Here is a 24,720-nt window from a genome sequence, read left to right as displayed (position 1 = left end):
GTCACGCGATCGTCTGCCACCAACCCACGTGGTCGCGCACGGAGAACTCGATCAGCCCACGGTCCAGCAGTTCGCCGAGGTAACCCTTCACATCGGTGACTGCGAGCCAGTAGACCGCCTGGTTCTCAGGCAGGCCGAGCTCGCGGGAGATGAACGCCACAGCGCCCTCGGTGGTCATGCCGTTTCGCAGGCCGTGCAGCAGCATCTCGGCGGTGCGACGCACCTGCGTGATGTGGAAGTCGATGTGCTCCTCGGCCTCATCGCGACTGACGGGACGCCCGTGCGCGGGCACGATCCACGTGCAGTCCACCGAGCGTATGCGTTCGAGCGAGGCGACCACCATGCCAGGGTCGATCGCGTACGGGAGCGGGTGCTGCTCCCACAGGTCGCGGATGTAGAGAGCGTCGCCGGTGAAGAGCACGCCGTCGGCGGTGAGGAACCCGTGGTGGCCGAGGGTGTGGCCGGGGAGGGGGATCGCTACGGCGCGGTGGTCGTTGAAGTCCTCCACGTGACCGTCCACCGCGCAGCCGATACCGCGGAAGAGCTTGGTGGTCATCTTGTCGCTCGGCTTGGCCCAGCTGAACATCCCGCGGATGTTGATGTCGGGGTTCTCCACCATCGCGGCGTCGTCGCGAGCGGCGATCACGCGAGCGCCGGCATCCCGCAGGATATGCGCGATCGAGAAGTGGTCGGCATGACCGTGCGTGATCGCGAGGGTGTCGAGGGCCACGCCCGCGTAGGCGGCCTCGTTCTCGGACGTGTCGATCCCGAGACCTGCTACGTAGCCGGCGTTGGTCAGCCCCGGCACCACATAGGTGTCGCCGGACAGGCGGGTGGCGGTGTCTGGTACGGAAGGCATGGGGACAGTATGCCACTGCCGGGCGGACGGTGCGGGGCGATGTGCCGGCCGCGCCATGCGAAGCGAGGGCTGCACTTCGGCACGCCGCTCGCTATGATGGGGGTACGGGCGAACGCCCCAGGACGCGATCCGGCGTGCCGTGACCACGAGGAGGTGATCCAGCGTTGAGTAGTAACAGCATCGCTGCGGAGGTGTCCACCTCGTAGGACGGCGGGTGAGCGGGCCGAGATGGCCCGACGCTACGCGTTCCTGCAAACCAGGACGAAGTCGCTGTCTGACGCAGCGATGGGAGAGGGTCGTCGGGCAACCGGCGGCCCTCTCTGTGTCAGGAGACGCCTGCGGACTGACCGCGTCTACCCGGTGCGCGCGACGTCATAGGCGTCGATCAGCATCCTGAGCGACCGCACGCAGGTCTCATCGCGCCAGTCGCTCATGCGCAGGGCGAGATCCGTCGGAAGGTCGCTCACGTCGCTCTCGGCGTATGACGAGCCGAAGACCGAGAACCCGGTCACCAGCGCGATCATCGACTGCCAGAGTTCCACGGCGTCGTTGTCGCTGAAGCCGAGTTGCGTGAGGAAGACCAGGCCGCTGTCCGGGTCGGTCTCCACCCGTCTGCCCGCAAGAGGGGTGAGGTTGGGGTGGGCCGACAGCACGCGCTGGTACTCGGCGAAGATCGCGAGCAGCAGCTCCCTCCAGTCCTCGGGCAGTGGATCGGGGATGCGCATCTCCGAGCGCATGCGAACCAGGATCCCGTTGAGGAGCGCGTCCTTGTTGGGGAGGTGGTGGTAGAGCGAGGCGGCCTCTACGCCCACCTCTGCGGCGAGCCGGCGCATCGAGAGCGCATCGAGTCCCTCTGCGTCAGCGATTGCCAGTGCCGTGGCGAAGAGCTCGTCTTTGGTGAGGGGGGTGGTGCGCTTCTTCGGTGTGACCACGGCGAGGACTCCTCGAAAACGGGACTTGACCCTAACAGTGTTAGGTAGCATACTGCGCATGAAGCCTAACACCGTTAGGTTAGCACGATGAAGGTCGGGATGCGAGGAGCCGTTCGATGGGGCCGATGATGGAGCGCCGGGAGTTCGTGCGAGTGGGAGCGTGTGCCGGTGCGATCACCGCGGTCGCGCTCACGGCTGGATGCGCGTCTGCGGAAATCGAGAGGGCGGAAGGACCGGCCATCGATACGCCATCGTTCACATTCGGGGAGGAGACCGGGATGTCCAAGCGGGTACTTGTGGGTTATGCGACCCGTACGGGGTCGACGACGGGTGTGGCCGAGGCGATCGGGCGTACGCTCAGCGAGCGCGGCTGCGTGGTCGACGTCAAGCCGCTGCGGGAGAAGCCGTCGCCCGGCGGCTACGACGCGGTGGTGGTGGGCAGCGCCATCAACGGCGCCGCATGGCTTCCCGAGGCGGTGAGCTGGCTCGAATCCAACGCCGGAGCGCTCCGCGATACCCCGACAGCCGTGTTCTGCGTGCACAGCATGAACGGCGGCAGCGACGAGAAGCAGACGCGAAAGCGGCTGGCGTATCTCGACAAGGTGCGGGCCACGGTGACGCCGGTGGCCGAGGGGTTCTTTCTCGGCACGGGACCGACCGCCGACGACACCTCGTCCATCGCCCGCTGGGCGTTCAAGACGTTCGGCGGCACGGCTGAAGGCGACGCGCGGGACTGGGGCAAGATCGAAACGTGGGCGGAGGGTCTGGATCTGTAGGCAGACGAAGCGGGCGATCACGTCAGGTGTTCGCTCACCACGCCCTCGGCCCATCTGGTGAGTCGCATCGCCTGATCGACCAGTTGGCGAGCCTCGACGTACGTGAGGAGCCGCTGCTCATACGCCACCTGATTCTTCATCTTCAGCAACCCTGCAAGTTGTCGACGCTGGGAGGCATCGAATTCGGGTACCTGGCGTTCCAGCAGTGATACCACCGAGCTGTGGTCTTGTGACGCACTCCGGAGCCCCGCCGACGCTATCAGAGCGGCATCTGCCGCAGCGATTCCTGCGTGAATCGCGTTCAGGCCCGCAGCGTTCCATTTTTGATCGGCAAGTGCTGTTTGCGCCGTGTTCGTGAACTCCTGGCACTTGCTGAGCGCTGCGCGCGCATCACTCCGAGGAGTCGATCGGACGTTGTCATTCTTCGGCATGATCGCACCAGTCCCATGGGCTCAAGCCAGAAACGACGAGACCGTCGCGGCACAACGACTCGGCGAGGTGGGGGCTGGTGTCCCAGAGCGCCGCGGCCTCCCGGCGTGTATAGGTCAGTGCGGATAGCGGTGCGCCAAACCTGTTTCGGAACTCCGATGCGTGATCAGCGATCGCCGATTCCAGTGTCGACTTCTCGTCCGGACCTTCTGCAACGAGCGCCACATCAACGTCACTGCCCGGGGCCTGATCACCGCGAGCGTAGCTGCCGAAGAGAACCACCGAGATGGCCTCGTCCTGGAATACCCAGGCGAGATCATCGACGAGATCATCTGGCACGTTGCGCTCGGCCTGGAAGAGCGGTTGGAGCATGTTCTCAACGTAGACACTCTCGCGATTCAGCCAGTGCACCGTCGCGCGGCCAGCGGGACTGCTGAAGACCACGCCCATCGAGACGAAGTCTGAGAGCACGGAGGCCGCCGCCACGTGAGACAACTTCGCCCGGACTGCGATCTGCGAGGTGTTCAGTGGAACTTCGACGCCATGAAGCACGCGCAGCACCGCAATACGGCTGCGCGATCCAAGGAGGTCTTCGATGGTGTAGGTAGGTCTCATGTATTGAAAGTAAATCTATATATATTGAAAGTCAATCTATCAACGACGACAGATGATCTTTCAATAGAAGCTGGCCACGCCTCATCGCAAGTGAGAGCCGGAGGGTGGCGGTGGCCTACGGCCCGTGCCCGGCCTGTTGCTCCATACGTGCGCCATACGCCCTCGGCGTGGTACTCTGTACCGCTTCTTAACACGACCCTTTGGAGACCCGAGCACCCATGCGCGCCGAGAACATCCGCAACATCGCGATCATCGCCCATGTCGATCACGGCAAGACCACCATCGTGGACCGCCTCTTGCAGGCCACCCACGTCTTCCGTGACAACCAGCAGGTCGTCGACCAGGTGCTGGACTCCAACGACCAGGAGCGCGAGCGCGGTATCACCATCCTCGCCAAGAACATCTCGGTGCGCTACGGCGACATCAAGATCAACGTCATCGACACGCCGGGCCACGCCGACTTCGGCGGCGAGGTCGAGCGCGTGCTCAAAATGGCCGACGGATGCCTGCTCATCATCGACGCGTTCGACGGCCCCATGCCGCAGACACGCTTCGTTCTGCGTCACGCGCTCGAGCACGGCCTCAAGCCGCTCGTGGTGGTGAACAAGATCGACCGCACAGGGGCGCGCCCGATGGAGGTCATCGGAGACGTCTTCGACCTGATGGTGGAGCTTGGCGCCGACGATGAGCAGCTCGACTTCCCGATCATCTACACGAGCGCTGTGAACGGCTATGCGCGTTTCGATCCGGACGACGGCAACATGGACATGCTGCCCCTGCTCGACGCGATCGTGGAGCACGTGCCGTGCCCCGACGTCGACCCCAACGGGCCGGTGGCCATGCAGGTCTGCACCATCGACCACTCCGAGTACGTGGGCCGTATCGGCATCGGGCGTCTGTTCTCGGGCACGATGCACTCGGGTGAGCGCATCCTCGTGATCAAGAACGACGGCAGCCGGTACCAGGCGGCCGTGAAACAGCTCTACACGTTCGAGGCGCTTGGCCGTGCCGAGGCGCAGCAGGCGCACGCGGGCGACATCATCGCCGTCGTGGGTGTGGACGACGCCGACATCGGCGACATGTTCACCTGCCGTCTCGATCCGGTGCAGCTCGACCCGATCCATGTGGAGGAGCCGACGATGTCGGTCGTCTTCGCCGCGTCCACGAGTCCGCTCGTGGGCCGGGAGGGCACCATAGTGGGCGGTCGTCAGATCAAGGAGCGGCTGCTCCGCGAGGCCGAGTCGAACATCTCGATGCGCATCACCGAGAGCGAGGACAAGACCGGCATGGAGGTCGCGGGCCGCGGAGTGCTGCACCTGTCGGTGCTGATGGAGACGATGCGCCGTGAGGGCTATGAGTTCCAGGTCGGCCGTCCGCAGGTGATCGTCAAGCACGACGGCAACAAGAAGCTCGAGCCGATCGAGCAGGCGGTTGTGGACGTGCCGAGCGAGTACGCCGGCAAGGTCATCGAGATCTTCGGCAGCCGTGGCGGCGAGATGACCGACATGGTGCAGCGCGACGCCCAGGTGCACCTCGAGTTCAGGATCGCCACCCGTGGTGTGATGGGCCTTCGTACCCGCATCCTCAACGCCACGCGCGGTGAGGCCACGCTGTTCCATCACTTCCTCGAGTACGGACCGTACCAGGGCGAGATCGGCGGCCGCATCAACGGCTCGCTCATCGCGATGTCCACCGACAAGAGCGTCGCCTTCGCGCTCGATGCGCTCCAGCAGCGCGGCAAGATGTTCATCGGGCCGGGCGAGATGTGCTACGAGGGCATGATCGTGGGTGAGCACGCCAAGGACAACGACCTCGTGGTCAACGTTGCCAAGGCGAAGCAGCTCACCAACATGCGTGCCGCCTCGGCCGACAAGGGCATCATCCTCGCGCCACCGATCACGTTCACGCTCGAGGAGGCGCTCGAGTACATCGAGGACGACGAGCTCGTGGAGGTCACGCCCAAGAGCATCCGGCTGCGGAAGCGGCTTCTCGCTGAGAACGACCGCAAGAAGGCGAGGCGGGGCTGAGGTGGATGACAGGGAGTGACCACGCGCTCGAGCTTCGCAAATGGAGCGCTTAGGTCACTCCCTGTCATCCATCCGCGCGAACCCGGCTTCGCAAATGGAGCGCTTTGACCACCACCCCGCCGTGTCCAGCACGCTCGAGCCGCGCAGCCAGCTCCTCGGCTACAATGATTGCGAGTCGGCCTCGGGAAGGGCTCTCATGCGAGACTACGTCCCGATCCACGTACCCAGGGTGCGCAGGTGACAGCACCGCGCCTGACACTCCGCGGGCATCTCGGATCTGTGGACGCATGCGCGGTCTCTGCCGACGGCAGCCTCGTGGCCTCCGGGGGTGAGGACGTAGCTGTCCGTGTGTGGGACGCGAACACTGGCGGCCTTCTCTGGAAGCTCGGGACACCGGAGGTGCCCGGCCCGGCGACCGTCGGCCGGGATCCTGTGGAGCGGGAGATCGCCGCATGGAGCGCCGGCACCGACATCGGCACGCGTGCGCTCGGCTTCTCGGAAGACGGACGCCTTCTCGTTCACGTGTGGAGCGAGTTCGTCACGGTGTGGAACCTTGCGAACAGTGCCGAGTGGGACCCATCGATCCGCGAGCAACTCGCCTGCGTGGGCTGGATCTACTCGGACGACGATGATGCGTGGGCGCAGGCGTGCCGGATCGACGAGGCGGAGGAACGCATCCGGATCTGGTTCGCACTACCGCGCGGTCGCGTGGTCTGGGGCGACTTCGAGCTTGCGGACGGCACGCTGGTGGAGCTCGGCGAGTGTCTGGAGCGGACGCGGCAACTCGCGCTCCGTCCTGACGGAGGCGCTGTGGCGGCGGTCGGCCCTGACGGCGAGGTTTCTGTGCGGCGTCCACGGCGTTCAGAGCGCGCTCGCCCGGCCGACGTCATCCCGCTCAACGCTCACGATCGCTCGAGAGGTCTGGACCGTCCGGGGTCCGTGATCGCAGCAGGTTGCACGCACGGGATCTTCGCGCAGGGGAGCGATGCGCTGGTACGGCCGATGACGACGGGCTCGGCCCAACCTGAGAGGATAGCCCTCGACGGTGTGACGGTCGCGTGCGCGGTGGCGCGGGATCGGCCGCTTGGTGTGACCGCGTGTCTGGGCGCGCGCGCCGAGTCGGTGACCGTGTGGGACCTTGAGCGCCTCGAGGTGCTGCGGCGTCTCGCGGTGGCCGATGTGACCGACTGCGCTCTGTCGGCGGATGGCCGTGTGCTCGTCACCTCGAGTGGTTCGCAGTTCTTCGGCACTGCGGGCGGCGACGGCGTCGTCCAGGTCTGGGACCTGTGAAGTGAGACAGCCCGCCCGGGATACTGCCCGGGCGGGCTGTCAGCTCACTCAGGATAAGCCGCGAGTGTCGTCTAGTACGTCTCGACGAACAGCTCGTAGTGCGCCTGCGGATGCGCGCACGCCGGGCACTCTTCGGGGGCCTCGGGACCCTCATGGATGTAGCCGCAGTTGCGGCACTTCCAGCGCACGACCGTGTCGCGCTTGAAGACGGTGCCGCTCTCCACATTGCTGAGCAGCTTGCGGTAGCGGGCCTCGTGCGCTTCCTCCACCTCGGCGATCTCGCGGAACGAGTGCGCGATCTCCGGGAAGCCCTCTTCCTCGGCGACCTTTGCGAACTCGGGATACAGCTCGCCCCACTCCTCGCGCTCGCCGTCGGCGGCCGCGAGCAGGTTCTCCGCGGTGGTGCCGATGACGCCGGCCGGGTACATGGCGGTGATCTCCACCATGCCGCCCTCGAGGTACTTGAAGAACACCTTGGCGTGCTCCTTCTCGTTCTCGGCGGTCTCCATGAAGATGGCCGCGATCTGCTCGTAGCCCTCCTTCTTGGCCACGCTCGAGAAGTACGTGTAGCGCGTGCGCGCCTGGCTCTCGCCGGCGAACGACTTCAGCAGGTTCTGCTCGGTGCGGGTGCCTTTGAGGCTTGCCACAGCGGGCTCCTTTCTGTCGGGGACGGTGCGGTCCGGCCCGGGGCCGAACCTGTATTCTACCGTAGGCCGTCGCGGGAGACGGTGCGCTCGCCCACCGTCCGGAGCGCTTCTTCGAGTGAAGCGGTCACGGGAAGCGGCAACCCCTCGGCGATACCGGCGTTCTCGATGCGCTCGGCCACTTTCGGCTTCGTGCAGCACAACGCCACGATTACCTCATGCTTGCGAAGCCGGTCCATGGTCTCCTGCAGACTCGCCAGTGCCGTGAGATCGATGAAGGGCACGTTCTCCATGCTCACGATCACGGCCCTGGGTTCGGTGTTGGTGTGGAGGAGGGCCGACTCGAACTGGTCGACCGCGCCGAAGAAGAACGGCCCGTCGATCGTGAACACGAGCACGTCCCTGAAGGCCGGAACGGTCTCGGCCTCCGGGGTGGACCCGGACGGCATCTCGGTCACGCCGACGGCCGCCGTCATGCGTCGGAAGAAGTTCAGCAGCGCCAGGATCACCCCCACCTCCACGGCAATCACGAGATCGGCGAAGATCGTGAGGACGAGGGTGATGAGCATTACCGCTACGTCGGAGCGGGGGGCGCGTCGCGCGATGCGGATGATGCGGCCGACCTCGCTCATGTTGAATGCCACCACGAACAGGATCGCGGCCAGAGTGGCGAGCGGCACGTATGCCGCCAGCGGTGCGAGCGCCACCAGCACCAGCATCACCGTAAGCACGTGGAAGACGCCGGCGATCGGGCTGTTCCCTCCGTGCCGGATGTTCGTGGCCGTACGCGCTATGGCGCCCGTGGCGGCAAAGCCGCCAAACAGCGCCGCCGCCATGTTGGCGGCTCCCTGGCCGAGGAGTTCCTGGTTGGAGTCGTGCTTCGTGCCCGTCATGCCATCGGCCACCGTTGCCGAGAGGAGCGATTCGATCGCTCCCAGCAACGCGATCGCAAAGGCAGGGCGTACGAGTTGCGGTACATCGCTCCAGGCGAAGTCCGGCAACCCGGGGGATGGCAGGCCACCCGGCAGACCGCCGAACGCCGATCCGATCGTGGCGACGCCCTCGGGGTGTGCCAGGGCTACGAACACCGTGCCACATACGAGCGCCACGAGCGGGCCCGGGATCTTGCCGAGCGCAGGGATCCTGGGCCACAGGGCGATCACGACCACGCTGACGACCCCGAGGAGCGTGGTGGCGGGATCGAGCGATGGGAGCGCTTGGACCATCTGCATGACCTTACCTGCGAAGTGCTCGCTCGTGGGGGTGGGCAGCCCGAAGAAGTTGGGCCATTGCCCGACCCAGATGACCACGGCGATCCCTGCAGTGAAACCCAGCACGACCGATTCGGGGATGTACTTGATCACGCTGCCCAGACGCGCGAGGCCGAAGATCACGAGGATCGCGCCGGCGAGCAGCGTCACCACCTGGAGTCCGCCGATCCCATGACGCGCGGTCACGCCCGCAAGCAGAACGGCGAACGCACCCGTAGGGCCGGCGATCTGAACGCGGCTGCCGCCGAACAGCGTCACCACGAGCCCCGCGATGATGGCGGTGTAGAGCCCCTGCTCCGGCTTGGCGCCGGCGGCGATCGCAAACGCCATCGCGAGCGGTATGGCCACAACACCCACCACGACACCGGCGGCGGCGTTGGGCAACCAGTGCTGCTTGCGGAACAGGCCGGCAACCCATGCTTCGATGATCGCGGGTTTCACGCGGGGGTCCTTTCGGTTCTCGGGATGAGCCCCGACAGTGTACTCCCGGACCCGGTAACGTGCGCGTGACGGCAGGCCTTTCGCGTCAGATCGCGCTCCGCCACCGCGCCAGCCGCGCCGGGTCGACCCCCAGCCGATAGCCTGCGATCGTTGCCATGTCGCGGACGGTGACGGCGAGGAGCCCGCGCTCGCGCCACGCACGCGTCGAGGTGCGGATGGCTCCCGGTGTGCGAACCAGGCCACCGAGCCGCTTGAGCCTGAGCGCGAACTCGTAGTCCTCCATCACGGGCAGCTCCGGGAAGCCGCCGAGATCCTCGAACACGGTGCGTCGCACGAAGATCGCCTGGTCACCATAGGGTAGGCGGAACACCGTGTAGCGGAGCTGGCCTATCGCCGAGATGAGCCGGTCGAGCCGGTCTGACGCACTCCCCGCCGAGTAGCCGAACGCCCCGCCTACCGCACGGGGATCGCCGAGCGCATCGGCGATGAGCGCGCATGCGTTTGCAGGGAGCATTGTATCGGCGTGCAAGAAGAGCAGCACGTCGCCAGATGCCAGTGCGGCACCGGCGTTCATCTGTTGCGCTCTGCCTCGCGGTGTACGCACAACCGTTGCGCCTGCTCCCTCGGCCCGTGCCACTGTTGCATCCGCGCTTCCGCCGTCGGCGACGATGACCTCGTGCGCGCCCGATGCGCGGGCGCTCTGCACCGCTCGCGCGATGACCCCCTCCTCGTCCAGGCTCGGTATGACCACGCTCGTGCGAGGGCGGCTGGTGCGCTCCTCGAGACGTCGGGCCTCCCAGAGGCGCGCATCCTCCGGTCGGTCGACATCGGCGAGTGTCGGCAGCAGCGCCGGGGTCATGCCGAGTGCGGAGAGCCGTGCCAGCGTGACCGCGAGCACCTGCGACGTACCCCAGGGGATGTCTCCGAACAGCGCGGACGTCACCGAGTCAGCCACGTCCGCGCGCACGCCTACAAGATAGTAGCCGCCGTCCTCGGCCGGCCCGAGCACGAGCGGGGTCCTGACGAGCTCGGCAATCGCTGCATGCACTATCGTCCCGCCCACGTCCGGGCAGTCCGAGCCGATCGCGATCGCCGCAGGAGCGCCCTCCGAGATCGCCGTTCTCACGGCTTCCGCGAGTCTGTCTCCCAGTGTGCCTTCGCCCTGAGCGCGCACCCTGAACCCACGACCCAGCCAGCGTCTGCCGGCAGCGGCGGCGCCATCAGCAAGCCTGATCTCCAGATCGACTGCGCCAGCGATCTCGATGGCGCGGGCACGCCTGATAACGTGCTCGGCAAGCTCGCGGTGCACTGCGAGCGCCGTCGCGTCGCCGAGCTCCTTGGCTATGCGGCTCTTGACGCGCCCGAGCGCCGGGTTGCGCGTCATGACGATGAGCCGGGGTCGCACGGTGTGTCCCGACCGGGTCACAGGAGCGTTCCGTGTCAACCCGAGCCCGCACCCGCCGTGCACGCCCAGCAGTGCGGCGCGAACCGGATGCGGCGTCGAGCGAGACGCTCCGTGTCGAACTCGGATATGTGCGCTGGTTCTCCCTCGGCTGTGCGCAGTCCTGCTGCCAGGTTGAAGTCGCAGTCTGAGAGGGTTCCGTCCCAGGCGATCTCGATCGCTGTCCGGCACGAGAGGCCCGCCACGGTAGCGGGGTTGAATCGCTCGGCGAGTCCGCTGAGGTAGGCCTCGTACTCGCCGCGCCGCTCCAGAGCGGCCCGGAAGCGACCGATGGGCATGGTGGTGATGAGCACCAGGTCGTTGAAGTGGATGCCGAGGTCGTCGGTCAGGGCGGCGCGGTACCGGGCGGTGAGTTCGCACTCGGAGCAGTCGGCGCCGTAGCCGCTCGAGTCCACCGACAGATCGAGACGAAGGTTGTCGGAACGCGCCCAGCCCGCGTCGTTCAGACGTTCGAGGACCGACAACGCGGTCTGCAAGCGGTCGCCTCGCTGGCAGGCGTATCCCTCGGCAGTGAGTGCCGGCAGGGAGGCAAGCAGCTGGACGCCCGCCCCGGCGAGGTGATCGATGACGCCCTCGGCCTCCGGCTCGAGGAGCGCCGTCAGGTTGGTGCGCACCTGGGTGCGGAGGTCCGCCGAGCGGAGCCGGGATACCAGCGCCGGCAGACCCGGGTGGAGCTCCGGTGAGCCGCCGGTGATGTCCACCAGCGCGGGCCGCACCTCACGGGCGATCCGCGATACGGCGTCCAGCGTGGGTTCGTCCATAGCCTCAGTACACGACGGCGAGCATGACTGGTGACAGTGCGTGCACGAGCTGTTGCAGCGCCGGCCGAGGTTCACCTGCAGCAGATCGATCCGTTCGGCGTAGAGCGCCTCAGGCCGTACCGCAGCGATGCTGCGTTCTAGAGTGGCCGGGGAGATATCCGTAGCGGTCCTCAACGGTTCAACCACGTGATGCTCGATTGGAGCGCCGTTGCGATCGTCACCCACACGAGGTAGGGGGTGAGCGCGAGGGACGCCCAGCGGCTGTGCGGCCAGATCGCGATCATCGACCAGACGATGGTTGCGAGCACGATGATGATGTCGACCTCGGCAAGCCAGAGATTGCGCAGACCGAACTGGATCGGCGTGAAGACCACGTTGGAGGCCACGTTCAGAAGTATCGGCACGAGCAGCGCCGCTGGGAACTCGCCGCGCGCGATGCGGTAGATGACGTAGCCGTACGCCACGATGATGATGGGGTACAGGATGCTCCACACGATGCCGAAGACCGGCGCCGGTGGCGCCCAGGTGGGCTTGGCGAGCTCCGCATACCAGTTCATCGGCATCTCCTTGCTCAACTGAGGTGCACCGGATCCGGCGCGCCTCCTTGCGTGACTCGTTATCATCGGATGCGATGCAGGCTCGTGACGCCCTCTGTAGGTGTATCCCCGGAAGGAACGCCATGTCCCGAATGTACCGCTTCGTCATCGTTGACGTCTTCACTGACACGCCGTACACCGGCAACCAGCTCGGTGTGTTCACCAACGCCACAGGGCTCTCGGCCGACGAGATGCAGATGCTTGCGCGCGAGATGCACTTCTCCGAGTGCACGTTCGTGCTTCCGGCGGAGGACGACGGTGACATCCGGATGCGGATCTTCACGCCGGCGCGGGAGCTGCCATTTGCAGGCCATCCTACGCTTGGCACGGCATTCGTGGTTGCGGGACCGCTGCAGAGGACGGTGCTCAGGATCGAGACCGCCCGGGGTACCGTGCCCGTAGCGCTCGAGCGCGAGGGCGCCGAGATCGTCTTCGGCAGGATGGAGCAGCCGATCCCCACGATCGAGCCCTACACGCAGACCGCCCCGCTCTTCGAGGCGCTCGGTGTCCCGGGTTCGCTGTTGCCGGTCGAGCGTTACGACAACGGCACGCCGCACATCTACGTGATGGTGGAGACGGAGGCGGAGGTGGCTGCGCTCGCACCCGACGCCGGGGCGCTCGGCAGGCTCCTGGGGCCCACGGGGGTGAGCGTCTTCTCTGTGCAGGGCGACCGCGTGAAGACGAGGATGTTCGGCCCCGAGCTCGGCGTGATCGAGGATCCGGCCACCGGTTCGGCGGCAGGTCCGTTGGCCGTGCATCTCGCGCGGCATGGACTGATCGCATGGGGTGACGAGATCACGATCGCCCAGGGCGCCGAGATCCTTCGCCCCAGCACGCTGTATGCACGCGCCGAGGGTGGCGGCGACACGATCGCTCGCGTAGAGGTGGCCGGAAGCGCCGTGGTGGTGGCACGGGGGGAGTTCGTTCTGTAGGGACTCCAGCCTGTGTCTTGCTATGCAGGATCGGCATGCTATGATGCATGCCGTTGTCAGGAGCTGGAAGCGCGACCGGAAGGAGGGACGTCAGATGATCAAGCCGAGTGAGCCAGGGGCCCCGATCGCCCCGCAGTCTGTGCACGTCCGTATTCCGGTGTGCCGCGCCGCCTGAGATCACCTCACGTCGCGGGCACCCTGTAAGGGGAGGGACCCCGCGATGTTCGAATCCACCACCGGCGTCTTCGAGCGCCAGCACTACACCGTCGATATCACCGGCCTGGCTTCTCACGCGCGCGACACGCTCGCTGCGTACCTGAGCCGCGCCGCAGCACGTCTCAGCGTCGTACGCCGGGAGCGGCACGAGGCCGGAGTCGGTCGTGTCGGCCGATACCACGCCGACTACCACGTGCCCGACAGCGTGAGGGTCCGATGAGCGGATCTGACGGTATCATCGAAGACACTCAGACCCATCACGACAGGCGGCCATGATGTATCTCGATACGGGTTTCCTGCCATCGAAGGACGGCTTCGGGTTCGCCAACACATGGCGCGACGTGGTGCTTGGCGTGATCGCGTCGCGTGGAAGGTGCGGAGGCATGGTGTTCGCCGCGCTCGATGCGTTCGTGGCGGGGGCGCCGCTGCCGCCAGGCTCGCACGACCGCACGCTCCCGGAGCACGACTCGCCGCTCGCACGATGGATCTGGCGGCGGCAACTGGACAGCATCGTGGTGCTGCCGGGGGCCAACATCGCACGATTCGCACGGTTCACATACCTGCCGTCAGGGGGTCCGCTGGGAGTGGGAGCGGCAACTCGGCAGTCGTTGCTGACCCTGTTCGACCTGCTGCGGAGCGGCCGTCCCGCGCCCCTCGGTCTGGTGAGCGGTCTCGGCCTCCCGCATATCGCGCGCAACCACCAGGTGCTCGCGTACGCCGCCGACTTCCGGGAGGACGACGTGGTGGTGCGCATCTACGACCCCAATCGTCCCTTGCGTGATGACGTGGTGCTCGAGGTCCCGCTGGACCCGTCCGCAGCGGTGGAAGAGCGCGGGGGCGGGAAGCCCAGGACGTGGCGTGGGTTCTTCGTCGAGGACTACTCGCCGAGGCCCGTGCCTGCCTGAGCGTGCGCATGGCGTGTCGATGCTTCGAAAATAGTTGCACACGCAACTTGTGAGGCGTAGACTGCGGTGCCTGCCTATGAGGCTGTCCGCGCACGGAGGATCGATGCACTGCTACCACAACCCCATCACCCGGCTCGTGGCAACACTGTCGCGCCGCACGCACATGTACTTCGAGCGACAGCTGCGCGCGCAAGGCCTGAGCTTCACGCAGACGAGGATGCTCTCGTTCCTCGCCGAGCACCCGGGGTCCCGCCAGGAAGACCTCAGGGCATACGTGGACATCGACAAGGGTGGCGCGGCGCACGCGGTGCGCCGTCTCGTGGAGCTTGGCTACGTGCAGAGGCGGCCCGATCCCGCCGACGGACGGGTGCGCCTGCTCGATCTCACGGCGTCCGGCCGGACCGTTGTGGCCGAGTTCCAGGAGGTCGTCCGCACCTGGAACGACGCGCTCATCGCCGACCTCTCGGCCGAGGAGCAGACACTGGCGGAACGACTGCTGCAGCGTATGGCAGACAACGCCACCGCGCTGCTCGATGAGGACTGCAAGGTGATCGGCTGATGCAGCACGACGCACGCCTGGTGGAGGGACCCGTAGCGAAGACGCTCGTGCGGCTCACCACGCCCATGGTGATCGCGATGTTCGCGATGGTCGGGTTCAACCTTGTGGATACCTTCTACGTTGGGCGCCTGGGCACCGAGCCGCTCGCCGCGATGGGGTTCACGCTCCCGGTGGTGATGGCCGTGAACTCGATCAGCCTCGGGATCGGGATGGGCACCACTGCGGTCGTGTCGAAGGCGATAGGCCAGCGTGACACCGAGGGCGTCCGTCGCCTTGCTCTCAGTTCGATCCTCCTCGGCATCACCGTGGCCACCACGATGGCTGTCGTGGGACTCCTGAGCATCCGGCCGCTGTTCGGCCTCCTTGGCGCCGAGGGCGTGGTGCTCGACCACGTGTACGCGTACATGTCGGTGTGGTTCCTCGGCCTGCCGCTCATCGTGGTTCCCCAGAACGGCAACAGCAGCCTGCGGGCCACCGGCGACACGAAGACGCCCGCCAAGATCATGCTCACGGCGCTCACCATCAACGTGTTGCTCGACCCGCTCTTCATCTTCGGGCTCGGTCCGGTCCCCGCATACGGGCTGCGTGGCGCGGCGATCGCCACGGTCATATCGCAGACGTGCGCCCTCACCGTTGCATTGGTGGTGTTGCGCCGCAGGGGCATCATCACCCGCGTGCGGATGGGCGTACGTGACATCCTCGCGTCGTGGCGGCACGTGCTCTCGGTGGGCCTGCCTGCGGCCATCACGCAGCTGATCACCCCTGTCTCCACTGGCGTGATCACCTCGATCGTCGCCGCCTACGGCGTGGCAGCGGTTGCCGGGTTCGGCGTGGCGGGCCGCCTGGAGATGTTCGCCGTGATGGTGATCAACGCTCTCGGCGCAGCGCTGGTGCCGTTCGTGGGGCAGAACTGGGGCGCCGGCAAGAAGCCCCGCGTCAGCCGGGCCGTCAAGGTGGCGCTTGCCATGGCGGCAGGGTGGGGGGCGTTCGTCTGGCTTCTCTCGCTCGTGGGCGGCCGGGGCATCGCGTCGATCTTCAACGACGATCCGGCCGTTGTGGACACGGTGATGGCCTACATGACGATCGTCTTCCCCAGCTATGCGCTGCTCGGCGGTCTCGTCACCATCACCAACGCCCTCAATGCGCTCCACCGCGCGGTGTACTCGATGGTCCTGTCGGTGCTACGGATGTTCGTCCTGTACGTGCCGCTCGCATACGTAGGCTCCACGCTGTTCGGGCTGGGCGGCGTGTGGTGGGCGGCGTTCGCTGCCAACGTGGCCGCCGGTCTCATCGGCGTCCTGCTGTTCCGGCACTTGTTCCACCGCATGGAGGCCGAGCCGCCGGTGACCGATTGGGACGAGGAGCCCGACATCGAGGTCATCACCGCGTAGCGGCTGCCCTTCCTCTTGATGCAGGCGCTTGACAGATGGCTGCTCCGTCCCTACGATGCAAGTAAGCACTTGCTGACTTCATGGGAAGGACATCATGGCGCGCACGCAGGACACAGCCGAGCGGATCCTCGACGCGGCATCCGAGCTGTTCGCCACCTACGGCTACGCGTCCACCACCACACGGGCGATCGCCGAGCGCGCCGGCGTGAACGAGGTGACCCTCTTCCGCCGCTTCGAGAACAAGATCGGCGTGCTGAGGGCCCTGGGCGAGCGGATGGCCCGCCGGCAGGCGGGGCGCGCCGCCGCGGCTGCGCCCCCCTCGGGCGACGTACAAAGCACCCTGCTCGGCTTCGCGCGCATGGAGATCGCGGGCGCGCTGGAAGACGGCGGCATGGCGATGCGCCTGGCGTTCGACGCCGCGTCGGTTCCCGAGGTGGCCGAGGTGCTTGGTGCGGGCGTTCCCGAGAACCTGGCCGGGCTGGCCGAGTACATGGCCGAGCAGCAGCGTGCCGGTGAGCTCAGGGACGACGTCGACCCCCGCGTGATGGCGGAGGCGTTCTTCGGCCTCACCTCGAGCTACGTGATGTACCGGCAGGTGATGGGTGCGGCGGATGTGCCCGCCGATGTTCAGACGGATGCAGGGATCGAGCAGCTTTTCGACATCTTCTGGTCGGGAGCCTCGGCGGACAAGGAGTGACGACATGAGTGACGTGTTGGTCGTATACGGAACGAAGACAGGGTGTACCGCCGGTATCGCCGAGCAGATCGGCGCCATCCTCGTTGAGGCGGGTCTCACAGCGGACGTCCATTCCGTGGAGAAGGCTCCGGGGCCCTCCGGCTACCGTGCTGTGATCGTGGGGAGCGGAGTCCGCGCGGGCAGTTGGCACGGCGCCGTGAAGGAATGGGTGACCGCTCATGCCGAGGCGCTCACGTCCCGGCCCGTGGCGATGTTCACCGCCTGCCTGACCATAGCGAGCGACCCCGACAAAGCGGATGAAGTGCGCGCCTACACCGACCCGCTGCTGGCGGAGACCGGCATCACGCCGATCGATATCGGCCTCTTCGCCGGCATGAACGAGCCCAAAGCGTTCTCGCTCCCCGAGCGACTCATCATGAAGGCGATGAAGGCGCCGCAGGGTGACTTCCGAGACTACGAAGCCGTTGCCGAGTGGACCCGCGGCGTGGCAGAGCGGATGGGTCTGTGATGTCGGCGCACACCTTTCGCGGCATAGCCGCTCTCTGTCTTGTCATCGCGCTCGGAGCGGGAGTGACCGCTGCCATCGGCGTGTTCGCACGCGGCAGCGGCGCAACGGAGCAGGCAACGAGCATCCGAGGCGAGGAGTTCGAGTACGTCACCGACGGCGTGTACGCCTACAACGCTGAGCGGGTGGTGGCCGAGGGTGTGGGCTGGGATGCGCTGACCCTGTTCGCCGCGGCTCCAGCGCTGCTCATCGCGGTCCCGTTCGTTGCGCGCGGGTCGCTCAAGGGGCGTCTGTTGGCGGCCGGCATCCTCGGCTATCTGGTGTATCAGTACCTGATGTACGCGGTCTTCTGGGCGCTGGGGCCGCTCTTTCCGGCGTTCATCGCGCTCTACCCGCTGAGCTTCATCGCGCTCATCTGGATCGTGAGCACGATCGATCTGCGCTCCCTGCCTGCACGCTTCTCGGAGAGGTTCCCGCGTCGCTCGATGGCCGTCTTCAGCGGCGTGATGGCTCTGCAGCTCGTCGCGATGTGGGTGCCGAGGATCGCGACAGGCCTTTCGGGCGACCTAGCCGGTGCGGGATTGCTGGGCACGCCCACGCTTGCGGTGCAGGCGCTCGACCTCGGCATCATCGTGCCGCTGGCGCTGGCCACCGCGGTGTTCGCGTGGTTGCGGAAGCCGGTGGGCTACCTGCTCGCGGCGGTCTTCTCGGTCAAAGGCGTGACGATGTCGGGTGCCATCGTGGCCATGCTCGTGTCCGCCTGGATCGTGGAGGGGCAGCTGGACCTTGCGCCCTTTGTGCTGTTCTCGGTGGCTACTCTGGCGTCGGGGGTCATCGCATTCTTCGTGCTCGCGAGCGTTCGTGAGGAGTCGTCGGCGCAGGGGGCGTGACCAGCGAGGGGCCGCGTGGCACGTGCGGTAGAATGCCCACAACCGTCGCCGCTTGGAGGGGGTTCCCGTGGAGCCAGTCAACATCATCCCGTGCCTCGATATGAAGGACGGCCGCGTTGTGAAGGGCGTCAACTTCGTGGATCTTCGTGACGCGGGCGATCCCGTTGAGAACGCCGCCTTCTATCGGGAGGCTGGAGCCGACGAGGTGGCGATGCTCGATATCGCCGCAACAGTGGAGGGCCGCAGCACGCGCATCGCCTGGGCGCGCGAGGTCGTCGGGGCTCTCGGAGAAGTGCCCCTCACGGTGGGCGGTGGCGTGAGAGAACTCTCGGATTTCGACGCGCTCTTCGAAGTGGGGGTCGCCAAGGTCTCGGTCAACAGCGCGGCCGTGGCCCGCCCCGACCTGATCGCCGAAGCCGCCGACGACTGGGGTTCCGACCGGGTCGTGGTGGCGATCGACGGACGCCGCAACGAGGAGATGCCCTCAGGCTTCGAGGTGGTCGTGAGCGGCGGGCAGAAGGGGACCGGGATCGACTGCGTGGAGTGGGCTACCCGCTGCGAGGGTCTGGGCGCGGGCACGCTGCTTCCCACCAGCATGGACGGCGACGGTACGCTTGCCGGCTACGACCTCGAGTTCACCCGTGCGATCGCTGACGCCGTGGACCTGCCGGTGATCGCGTCCGGCGGGGCCGGCGAACTCGAGCACTTCTACGATGGTGTGAAGAAGGGGCATGCATCGGCGCTGCTGGCGGCGTCGGTGTTCCACTTCCGTACGTTCACGGTGGCGCAGGTGAAGGAGTACCTTGCCGAGCGGGGGATACCGGTCCGCCTCTGATACCGCAGTATGCGCTAGAATGTATCGAACTGCGTCCAAACCTGAGGAGTGACCATGCCCCGCCGTGATGATATCCAGAAGGTCATGATCATCGGCTCGGGGCCGATCGTCATCGGCCAGGCCTGCGAGTTCGACTACTCGGGCACGCAGGCGTGCAAGGCGCTCCGCGCGCTCGGCTACAAGATCGTGCTCGTGAACTCCAATCCCGCCACGATCATGACCGACCCCGTGATGGCTGACGAGACCTACATCGAGCCCCTGAACCTCGAGACGCTCGAGCGCATCATCGCCGAGAGCCGGCCCGACGCGCTCCTGCCCAACCTCGGCGGCCAGACCGCCCTCAACCTCTCGCTCGAGCTGAACCGCCGCGGCATCCTCGAGAAGCATGGCGTGCGCATCATCGGCGTGAGTCCGGACGCCATCGAGCGGGGCGAGGACCGGCTGGAGTTCATGCGCACGATGGAGCGCCTCGGCGTGGAGACCGCGCGCGGCGTGACGGTAGAGACCCTTGAGGACGCCGAGCGCGTGGCTGCCGATTTCGGCTACCCGGTGGTCATCCGGCCGGCGTACACGATGGGCGGCACCGGCGGCGGCATCGTCTACAACGTCGAGGAGCTGCGGACGATCACGGCACGCGGGCTTCAGGCGTCGATGGTGGGCCAGGTGCTCGTGGAGGAGTCGGTCCTGGGTTGGGAGGAGCTCGAGCTCGAGGTCGTCCGCGATGCCAGCGGACAGATGATCACCGTGTGCTTCATCGAGAACGTCGACGCCATGGGCGTGCACACGGGTGACAGCTACTGCACGGCGCCGATGATGACCATCTCCCCGGAGTTGCAGGCGCGGCTGCAAGACTACGCGTATCGCATCGTGGAAGCGATCGAGGTCATCGGCGGCACCAACGTGCAGTTCGCGCACGATCCGGTGAGCGATCGCGTGGTGGTGATCGAGATCAACCCGCGCACGTCGCGCTCCAGCGCGCTCGCGAGCAAGGCCACCGGCTTCCCGATCGCGCTCGTCTCGAGCAGGCTTGCGGGCGGACTCACCATGGACGAGATCCCGTACTGGCGCGACGGCACGCTGGATCGCTACACCCCGGGCGGCGATTACGTGGTCGTGAAGTTCGCCCGTTGGGCGTTCGAGAAGTTCAAGGGCGCCGAGGACAAGCTCGGCACGCAGATGCGCGCGGTGGGCGAGGTCATGTCGATCGGCAAGCACTACAAGGAGGCCTTCGGCAAGGCGATCCGCTCGCTCGAGAACGGGCGGATGGGCCTCGGCTTCGCGAAGGACTTCAACGCGCGCGACCTCGAGGACCTCATGGCGATGCTCGCCGAGGCGACGAGCGAGCGGCAGTGGATCATGTACGAGGCGCTCCGGAAGGGCGCCGACATCGATGAGCTCGTGCGCAAGACGCACATCAAGCGCTGGTTCATCGAGCGGATGGCCGAGCTGGTGGCGCTCGAGGAGGAGCTGTTGGAGTTCGCCACCGGGCGAGGCGTAGCGGGCGCCGGCGTACGGAGCGCCGGACCGCTCCCCGACGAGCTCCTCGTGCGCGCCAAGCGCGACGGGTTCGCCGACGCGTATCTTGCGAAGCTCCTCGGCATGCCGGAGCCGGAGATCCGCCGGCGGCGCATCGAGCTCGGCGTGCAGCATTCATACCGTGCGGTGCCGGTCTCAGGCGTGGAGGACGCGGCGTACTACTACTCCACCTACAACGATGATGACGGCGTGTCTGTCTCCGACGCTCGCAAGATCATGGTGCTCGGCGGCGGCCCCAACCGTATCGGCCAGGGCATCGAGTTCGACTACTGCTGCGTGCATGCCGCGTTCGCGCTGCGCGACCTCGGCTACGAGACGATCATGGTGAACTGCAACCCCGAGACCGTCTCCACCGACTACGACACCTCGGACAAGCTCTACTTCGAGCCCCTCACGGTGGAGGATGTGCTGGCGATCTACGAGAAGGAGCGCCCCGAGGGCGTCATCTGCCAGTTCGGCGGGCAGACGCCGCTCAACATCGCCCGCGATCTCGAAGAGGCCGGCGTGCCGATCGCCGGCACGAGCCCCGAGACGATCGATCTGGCCGAGGACAGGGACCGCTTCCGCGAGATCATGGAGCGCCTCGGCATCCCGATGCCGGAATCGGCGATGGTCTCGACCCTCGACGAGGCGCTCGAGGCGGCCGCAAGCATCGGCTATCCGCTCATGGTGCGCCCGAGCTACGTGCTCGGCGGACGCGGCATGGAGGTCGTGCACGACGAGGAGATGCTGCGCCGTTATGTGGCCGCGGCGCACGACGTCACGCCCGAGCGGCCGCTCCTGATCGACCGCTTCCTGGAGAACGCCATCGAGTGCGAGGCCGACGCCATCGCCGACGGCACCGACGCGTTCGTGCCTGCGGTGATGCAGCACATCGAGTACGCGGGCATCCACTCGGGCGACTCGGCGTGCGTGATCCCGCCGGTCATCATCTCCGAGGAGCACCTCGCCACCATCGACGACTACACGCGCCGCATCGCCATCGAACTCGGCGTGGTGGGACTCATGAACATGCAGTACGCGATCTCCGACGGCGTGGTGTACGTGCTCGAGGCCAACCCGCGAGCGTCGCGCACGGTGCCGCTGGTGTCCAAGGTTGCGAACATCCAGATGGCGCAACTCGCTACGCGCGTGATGATGGGCGAGAAGCTCGCCGGCCTCGGGCTCGAGCGGAGGCCCATCCCGCACTTCGGCGTCAAGGAGTCGGTGTTCCCGTTCAACATGTTCCCCGAAGTCGACCCCCTGCTCGGCCCGGAGATGCGTTCCACCGGCGAGGTGCTCGGCCTGGCCGACAGCTACGGCCTCGCGTTCCACAAGGCGCAGGAAGCCACCGGTACGCGTCTGCCCCATGAGGGCACCGTTCTGATCACCATCGCCGAGCGCGACCGCGAGCGTATCCTGCCGGCGGCCCGGGAGTTCGCGAGCCTTGGCTTCGGCATCATGGCAACGAGCGGGACTGCCGCGTTCCTCGCCGAGAGCGGCATCGAGGCGACGACCGTGCTCAAGCTTCACGAAGGGCGCCCCAACATCGACGACGCCATCACCAACGGCGAGGTGCAGCTGTTGGTGAACACGCCGGCGGGAAAGAGCAGCGAGTTCGACGACAGCTACATCCGCAAGGCGGCGATCAAGCATCGCGTGCCGTACATCACCACCACGTCGGCCGCCCTGGCCGCCGCCCAGGGCATCCGCGCGCATCGGGAATCACCGGGTAGTGTGCGGTCGCTCCAGAGCTACCACGCCGATATCGGGTAGATGCCTGGTAGAAGGCCCGCTCGGCTATGAGGCAGGGAAACGTTGTCCGGGCTGGAACGGTACCCGTGAGTAGGCATGTTCGCAGGAAAGGAGGACGGCATGGTCAGACGATTGCTGATCGGCGCGCTTGTGGGTGCGCTCGCGCTCGCCCTCGTCGGCTGCAGTGGCGGTTCGGATACGGCTGCCGAGGAGGTGGCCGGATCTGCTGTTGGCGGAGATGTTGATGTGGACGATGAGAACGTGACCATCAGTACGGATGATGGAGATATCACGTTCGGCGGAGGCGACGGCGAACTGGGCAATAACTTCCCCTCGGACATCCCCATCCATCCCGACGCTGAGGTCTCGTCATCGAGCAGTATCGTCGCGGATGCAGGCTCCGAGCACTATGCGGATCTCTATGTCGACGATAGCGTGGCCGCCGTGTACGACTGGCATGTTGACGAACTATCGTCAAGCGGCTGGGCGATCGGGGACGAGCTGCAGATGACCACCGATGACGGCGAGTTCATGGGGCTTGAGGCCACCAAGGGTTCGATGCAGTTGTACATCAACGTCAATGAGTCCGACGACGGCTCAGAGGTCAGTATCGCGGCGCGCGAAACCCCATAGGCACGGACTGCTACCGCTCCAGGCGCTTGTGCTTGATGCGTCGCTTGCGAGGCTCGTCGCCGCTCGCGCACAGAAGGGGCCCGGGCGTTCTGCCCGGGCCCCTTCTTGATTCGCCGCGCAGGATCGCTACTCGGCGGCGCCCGGCGTGTCGTCGATCTTCTCGATCGAGTCGATCACCACTTCGGGGCCGGCCATCCGGATGGACGCGCCTTCGAACCGCGTGCCGTTGATGAACACCGTGGAGCCGGTGAGCTCTTCGAGCTCGCTCGCGAATTCGTCGGCGTTGGCCACAACGGCGATCGTGCCACCGTCGCCGGGCGCCCCGGTCACGGCATAGAAGCCGCCCTCCAGGTCTACCCACTCGAGCGTGCCGAGGACCATCACGGAGCCATCAGCCTGGTCGTAGAGGCCGTTGGCGAGACGCAGTTCCCCGGACTCGTCGGCGGCCTCATCAGTGCCGTCATCCACCGGGGCGCCGGGCGCATTCGTCTCGGGTGTGTCATCGGGTTCGGCGGCATCCTGTGTCGCGCAGCCCACCATCGCAGCGCCAAGCGCGATCACGAGTGCAAACGCAAGGATCCGAGCGTACATCGCGTACCTCCTCGTTCGTGAGATATCCATGTCATGAGACGTTCTCAGGGACCGCATCGTTCGCACTCCCATAGTGCTGCAGCACCGTGAGTGCGCGCCAGGTGACCCATCGGCTCGGCTCACCCTTCACTTCCACATCTGCACGCATCTTACCGTTGAACGAGTTGCGAAGCTTCCATCGCATCTCGCTGTCGGCCGCGGAGCGCACGGCGGCCAACGCCGGTGCATACTCAGGCCGCGCAGGCTCCCCGTGAAGCGCCAGGGCATGAAGCGCCTCAAGGGCGTCCGAGTTGTACGAGAGCGGATAGCCGAACCGCAGCCAGCCCGGCTTGTCCTTGTGGTGCAGTACCGGATGACCCTTCAGGTACTGCTCGCGCAATCCCGCACGCTCACCGGTCTTCGCGCCGTAGTAGAGGTCGAAGAACTCGCGGGCCTCCCCGGGAAGCGATCGGAAGATCTCCTTCTCGCGCAGGACACGCACGCATTCGTCCCGCAGCCGCTCCGTTCCTTCCGGCCACACGTCGCGGGGCACCTCGGCGAGGAAGAGCAGGAGTTTGGGCGCCAGCATGTGACAGTACCCGTTCAGCGTGGAAGTGGAGGCGCCCCACTCGGCGGGAGGCTGGCCCTCGGTCCCGGGGGTGCCGCACGTCAGGCAGCCGAAGGCGTCGTAGAGAGACACGCAGTAGCCGAGCGCGCGGGCGATGCGCTCGTCGCGCGCGAAGCCGAGGCGCGCCAGAGCGCGGCCCACGTTCGCCGTGAGGCACGGGATCGCCGCCGACACGCGGCCGTTGCACGACCACGAACCGTCCGGCAGTTGCCGCGAGAACGCGTACGAGGCGGCCGTCCGCACGCGCTCGTCGTCACCGTCGGCGAAGAGCTCTCCCAGGAAATGCACCTGCCAGAGGTTGCCGCCGTACTTCTGGTAGTCGCGTCCGGGGGTGTCCCAGCTCCCGTCCGGGCGCATCTGACCGAGGATCGTGTTCACGGGCTCGTAGGCGTTTCGCCGCGCCCACATCTCTTCGGCGCGTGGAGAGCCGGTGTCGCCGAGGAGCCCGCGCAGCGTCAGCGCCGCGACGGCGGGATTCTCCTCCGAGCAGAGCCAGTCGAGCGTCGCCTGGGGCGCCTGTGCCGCGAGCGATGAGGCGGGCGATACATCCACGGGTACACCCTCGATCCACTTCAGCGGGCGGACT

25 protein-coding genes are annotated in these 24,720 nt (G+C 66.6%); 14 read left to right on the top strand and 11 right to left on the bottom strand.

What is annotated here, in order from left to right; translation table 11 throughout:
- Position 1: 1 nt before the first annotated feature.
- Together MSB02_RS06250 and MSB02_RS06245 are read right to left on the bottom strand one after the other, a co-directional pair.
- Positions 2 to 859 (bottom strand): MBL fold metallo-hydrolase, encoded by an 858-nt coding sequence (locus tag MSB02_RS06250; protein ID WP_267194375.1) that lies wholly within the window; start codon positions 857 to 859, stop codon positions 2 to 4.
- A gap of 353 nt (positions 860 to 1,212) precedes the next feature.
- The gene (locus MSB02_RS06245; RefSeq protein WP_267194374.1) at positions 1,213 to 1,791 is read right to left on the bottom strand and encodes a TetR/AcrR family transcriptional regulator; all 579 of its coding nucleotides are present in this window, start codon (positions 1,789 to 1,791) and stop codon (positions 1,213 to 1,215) included.
- 278 nt (positions 1,792 to 2,069) lie between these two features.
- Here MSB02_RS06245 and MSB02_RS06240 point away from each other — a divergent pair, with 278 nt between their 5' ends.
- Complete coding sequence (locus MSB02_RS06240; protein WP_267194373.1) at positions 2,070 to 2,567, top strand: flavodoxin domain-containing protein; 498 nt, start codon at positions 2,070 to 2,072, stop codon at positions 2,565 to 2,567.
- 17 nt (positions 2,568 to 2,584) lie between these two features.
- Here the strand turns inward: MSB02_RS06240 and MSB02_RS06235 are convergent, their stop codons facing one another.
- Both MSB02_RS06235 and MSB02_RS06230 read right to left on the bottom strand, forming a co-directional pair.
- A complete protein-coding gene (locus MSB02_RS06235; RefSeq protein ID WP_267194372.1) occupies positions 2,585 to 2,998 on the bottom strand; it encodes a hypothetical protein in 414 nt (137 codons plus the stop codon).
- Positions 2,985 to 3,611, bottom strand: coding sequence for a nucleotidyltransferase domain-containing protein (locus MSB02_RS06230; RefSeq protein ID WP_267194371.1), 627 nt, complete (start codon positions 3,609 to 3,611; stop codon positions 2,985 to 2,987). The genes MSB02_RS06235 and MSB02_RS06230 overlap by 14 nt, the downstream gene beginning before the upstream one ends.
- 218 nt (positions 3,612 to 3,829) lie before the next feature.
- On the opposite strand from MSB02_RS06230, the gene typA reads away from it, so the two are divergent.
- On the top strand, positions 3,830 to 5,638 hold the full coding sequence (gene typA / locus MSB02_RS06225; protein ID WP_267194370.1) for a translational GTPase TypA: 1,809 nt from the start codon (positions 3,830 to 3,832) through the stop codon (positions 5,636 to 5,638).
- Between the two features lie 237 nt (positions 5,639 to 5,875).
- Positions 5,876 to 6,928, top strand: a complete 1,053-nt coding sequence (locus MSB02_RS06220; protein ID WP_267194369.1) for a WD40 repeat domain-containing protein — start codon at positions 5,876 to 5,878, stop codon at positions 6,926 to 6,928.
- A gap of 71 nt (positions 6,929 to 6,999) precedes the next feature.
- Here the strand turns inward: MSB02_RS06220 and rbr are convergent, their stop codons facing one another.
- The 5 genes from rbr to MSB02_RS06195 all read right to left on the bottom strand — a co-directional run bounded on the left by rbr (position 7,000) and on the right by MSB02_RS06195 (position 12,064).
- Positions 7,000 to 7,575 (bottom strand): rubrerythrin, encoded by a 576-nt coding sequence (rbr, locus tag MSB02_RS06215; RefSeq protein ID WP_267194368.1) that lies wholly within the window; start codon positions 7,573 to 7,575, stop codon positions 7,000 to 7,002.
- A gap of 56 nt (positions 7,576 to 7,631) precedes the next feature.
- On the bottom strand, positions 7,632 to 9,284 hold the full coding sequence (locus tag MSB02_RS06210; RefSeq protein WP_267194367.1) for a SulP family inorganic anion transporter: 1,653 nt from the start codon (positions 9,282 to 9,284) through the stop codon (positions 7,632 to 7,634).
- Between the two features lie 85 nt (positions 9,285 to 9,369).
- Entirely contained in the window at positions 9,370 to 10,689 is a 1,320-nt protein-coding gene (locus MSB02_RS06205) for a TIGR04283 family arsenosugar biosynthesis glycosyltransferase (protein ID WP_267194366.1), read from the bottom strand.
- A gap of 35 nt (positions 10,690 to 10,724) precedes the next feature.
- Positions 10,725 to 11,693 carry a DUF3641 domain-containing protein gene (locus MSB02_RS06200; RefSeq protein ID WP_267194365.1) on the bottom strand — a complete coding sequence of 323 codons (969 nt, stop codon included), beginning with the start codon at positions 11,691 to 11,693 and terminating at the stop codon, positions 10,725 to 10,727.
- Positions 11,678 to 12,064 carry a TspO/MBR family protein gene (locus tag MSB02_RS06195; protein ID WP_267194364.1) on the bottom strand — a complete coding sequence of 129 codons (387 nt, stop codon included), beginning with the start codon at positions 12,062 to 12,064 and terminating at the stop codon, positions 11,678 to 11,680. The genes MSB02_RS06200 and MSB02_RS06195 overlap by 16 nt, the downstream gene beginning before the upstream one ends.
- 122 nt (positions 12,065 to 12,186) lie before the next feature.
- Between MSB02_RS06195 and MSB02_RS06190 the strand changes: the two genes are divergently transcribed.
- From MSB02_RS06190 to MSB02_RS06140, 11 genes are all read left to right on the top strand, one after another.
- Positions 12,187 to 13,035: a PhzF family phenazine biosynthesis protein gene (locus tag MSB02_RS06190; RefSeq protein WP_323748507.1), complete on the top strand. Its 849-nt coding sequence runs from the start codon at positions 12,187 to 12,189 to the stop codon at positions 13,033 to 13,035.
- A 220-nt stretch (positions 13,036 to 13,255) separates the two neighbouring features.
- Entirely contained in the window at positions 13,256 to 13,471 is a 216-nt protein-coding gene (locus MSB02_RS06185) for a hypothetical protein (RefSeq protein WP_267194363.1), read from the top strand.
- Between the two features lie 52 nt (positions 13,472 to 13,523).
- Positions 13,524 to 14,156: a hypothetical protein gene (locus MSB02_RS06180; protein ID WP_267194362.1), complete on the top strand. Its 633-nt coding sequence runs from the start codon at positions 13,524 to 13,526 to the stop codon at positions 14,154 to 14,156.
- A 103-nt stretch (positions 14,157 to 14,259) separates the two neighbouring features.
- A complete protein-coding gene (locus tag MSB02_RS06175) occupies positions 14,260 to 14,715 on the top strand; it encodes a MarR family winged helix-turn-helix transcriptional regulator (protein ID WP_267194361.1) in 456 nt (151 codons plus the stop codon).
- The gene (locus MSB02_RS06170) at positions 14,715 to 16,106 is read left to right on the top strand and encodes an MATE family efflux transporter (RefSeq protein WP_267194360.1); all 1,392 of its coding nucleotides are present in this window, start codon (positions 14,715 to 14,717) and stop codon (positions 16,104 to 16,106) included. Before MSB02_RS06175 ends, MSB02_RS06170 begins: the two co-directional genes overlap by 1 nt.
- A 94-nt stretch (positions 16,107 to 16,200) precedes the next feature.
- Positions 16,201 to 16,803: a TetR/AcrR family transcriptional regulator gene (locus tag MSB02_RS06165; protein WP_267194359.1), complete on the top strand. Its 603-nt coding sequence runs from the start codon at positions 16,201 to 16,203 to the stop codon at positions 16,801 to 16,803.
- Positions 16,804 to 16,807: 4 nt separating this feature from the next.
- Positions 16,808 to 17,311 carry a flavodoxin domain-containing protein gene (locus MSB02_RS06160; RefSeq protein ID WP_267194358.1) on the top strand — a complete coding sequence of 168 codons (504 nt, stop codon included), beginning with the start codon at positions 16,808 to 16,810 and terminating at the stop codon, positions 17,309 to 17,311.
- Positions 17,311 to 18,198, top strand: coding sequence for a hypothetical protein (locus MSB02_RS06155; protein WP_267194357.1), 888 nt, complete (start codon positions 17,311 to 17,313; stop codon positions 18,196 to 18,198). Before MSB02_RS06160 ends, MSB02_RS06155 begins: the two co-directional genes overlap by 1 nt.
- A gap of 67 nt (positions 18,199 to 18,265) precedes the next feature.
- Positions 18,266 to 19,033: an imidazole glycerol phosphate synthase subunit HisF gene (gene hisF, locus MSB02_RS06150; protein ID WP_267194356.1), complete on the top strand. Its 768-nt coding sequence runs from the start codon at positions 18,266 to 18,268 to the stop codon at positions 19,031 to 19,033.
- Between the two features lie 54 nt (positions 19,034 to 19,087).
- Positions 19,088 to 22,324 carry a carbamoyl-phosphate synthase large subunit gene (gene carB / locus MSB02_RS06145; protein ID WP_267194355.1) on the top strand — a complete coding sequence of 1,079 codons (3,237 nt, stop codon included), beginning with the start codon at positions 19,088 to 19,090 and terminating at the stop codon, positions 22,322 to 22,324.
- A 99-nt stretch (positions 22,325 to 22,423) separates the two neighbouring features.
- Complete coding sequence (locus MSB02_RS06140; protein WP_267194354.1) at positions 22,424 to 22,936, top strand: hypothetical protein; 513 nt, start codon at positions 22,424 to 22,426, stop codon at positions 22,934 to 22,936.
- Between the two features lie 126 nt (positions 22,937 to 23,062).
- Here MSB02_RS06140 and MSB02_RS06135 read toward each other — a convergent pair whose 3' ends face one another.
- A complete protein-coding gene (locus tag MSB02_RS06135; protein WP_267194353.1) occupies positions 23,063 to 23,527 on the bottom strand; it encodes a hypothetical protein in 465 nt (154 codons plus the stop codon).
- 31 nt (positions 23,528 to 23,558) lie between these two features.
- A complete protein-coding gene (locus MSB02_RS06130) occupies positions 23,559 to 24,686 on the bottom strand; it encodes a prenyltransferase/squalene oxidase repeat-containing protein (RefSeq protein WP_267194352.1) in 1,128 nt (375 codons plus the stop codon).
- Between the last annotated feature and the right edge of the window lie 34 nt (positions 24,687 to 24,720).

This window comes from Anaerosoma tenue, assembly GCF_023161965.1.
GTDB lineage: Bacteria > Actinomycetota > Coriobacteriia > Anaerosomatales > Anaerosomataceae > Anaerosoma > Anaerosoma tenue.
This window is presented reverse-complemented; position numbering and strand designations above follow the sequence as displayed.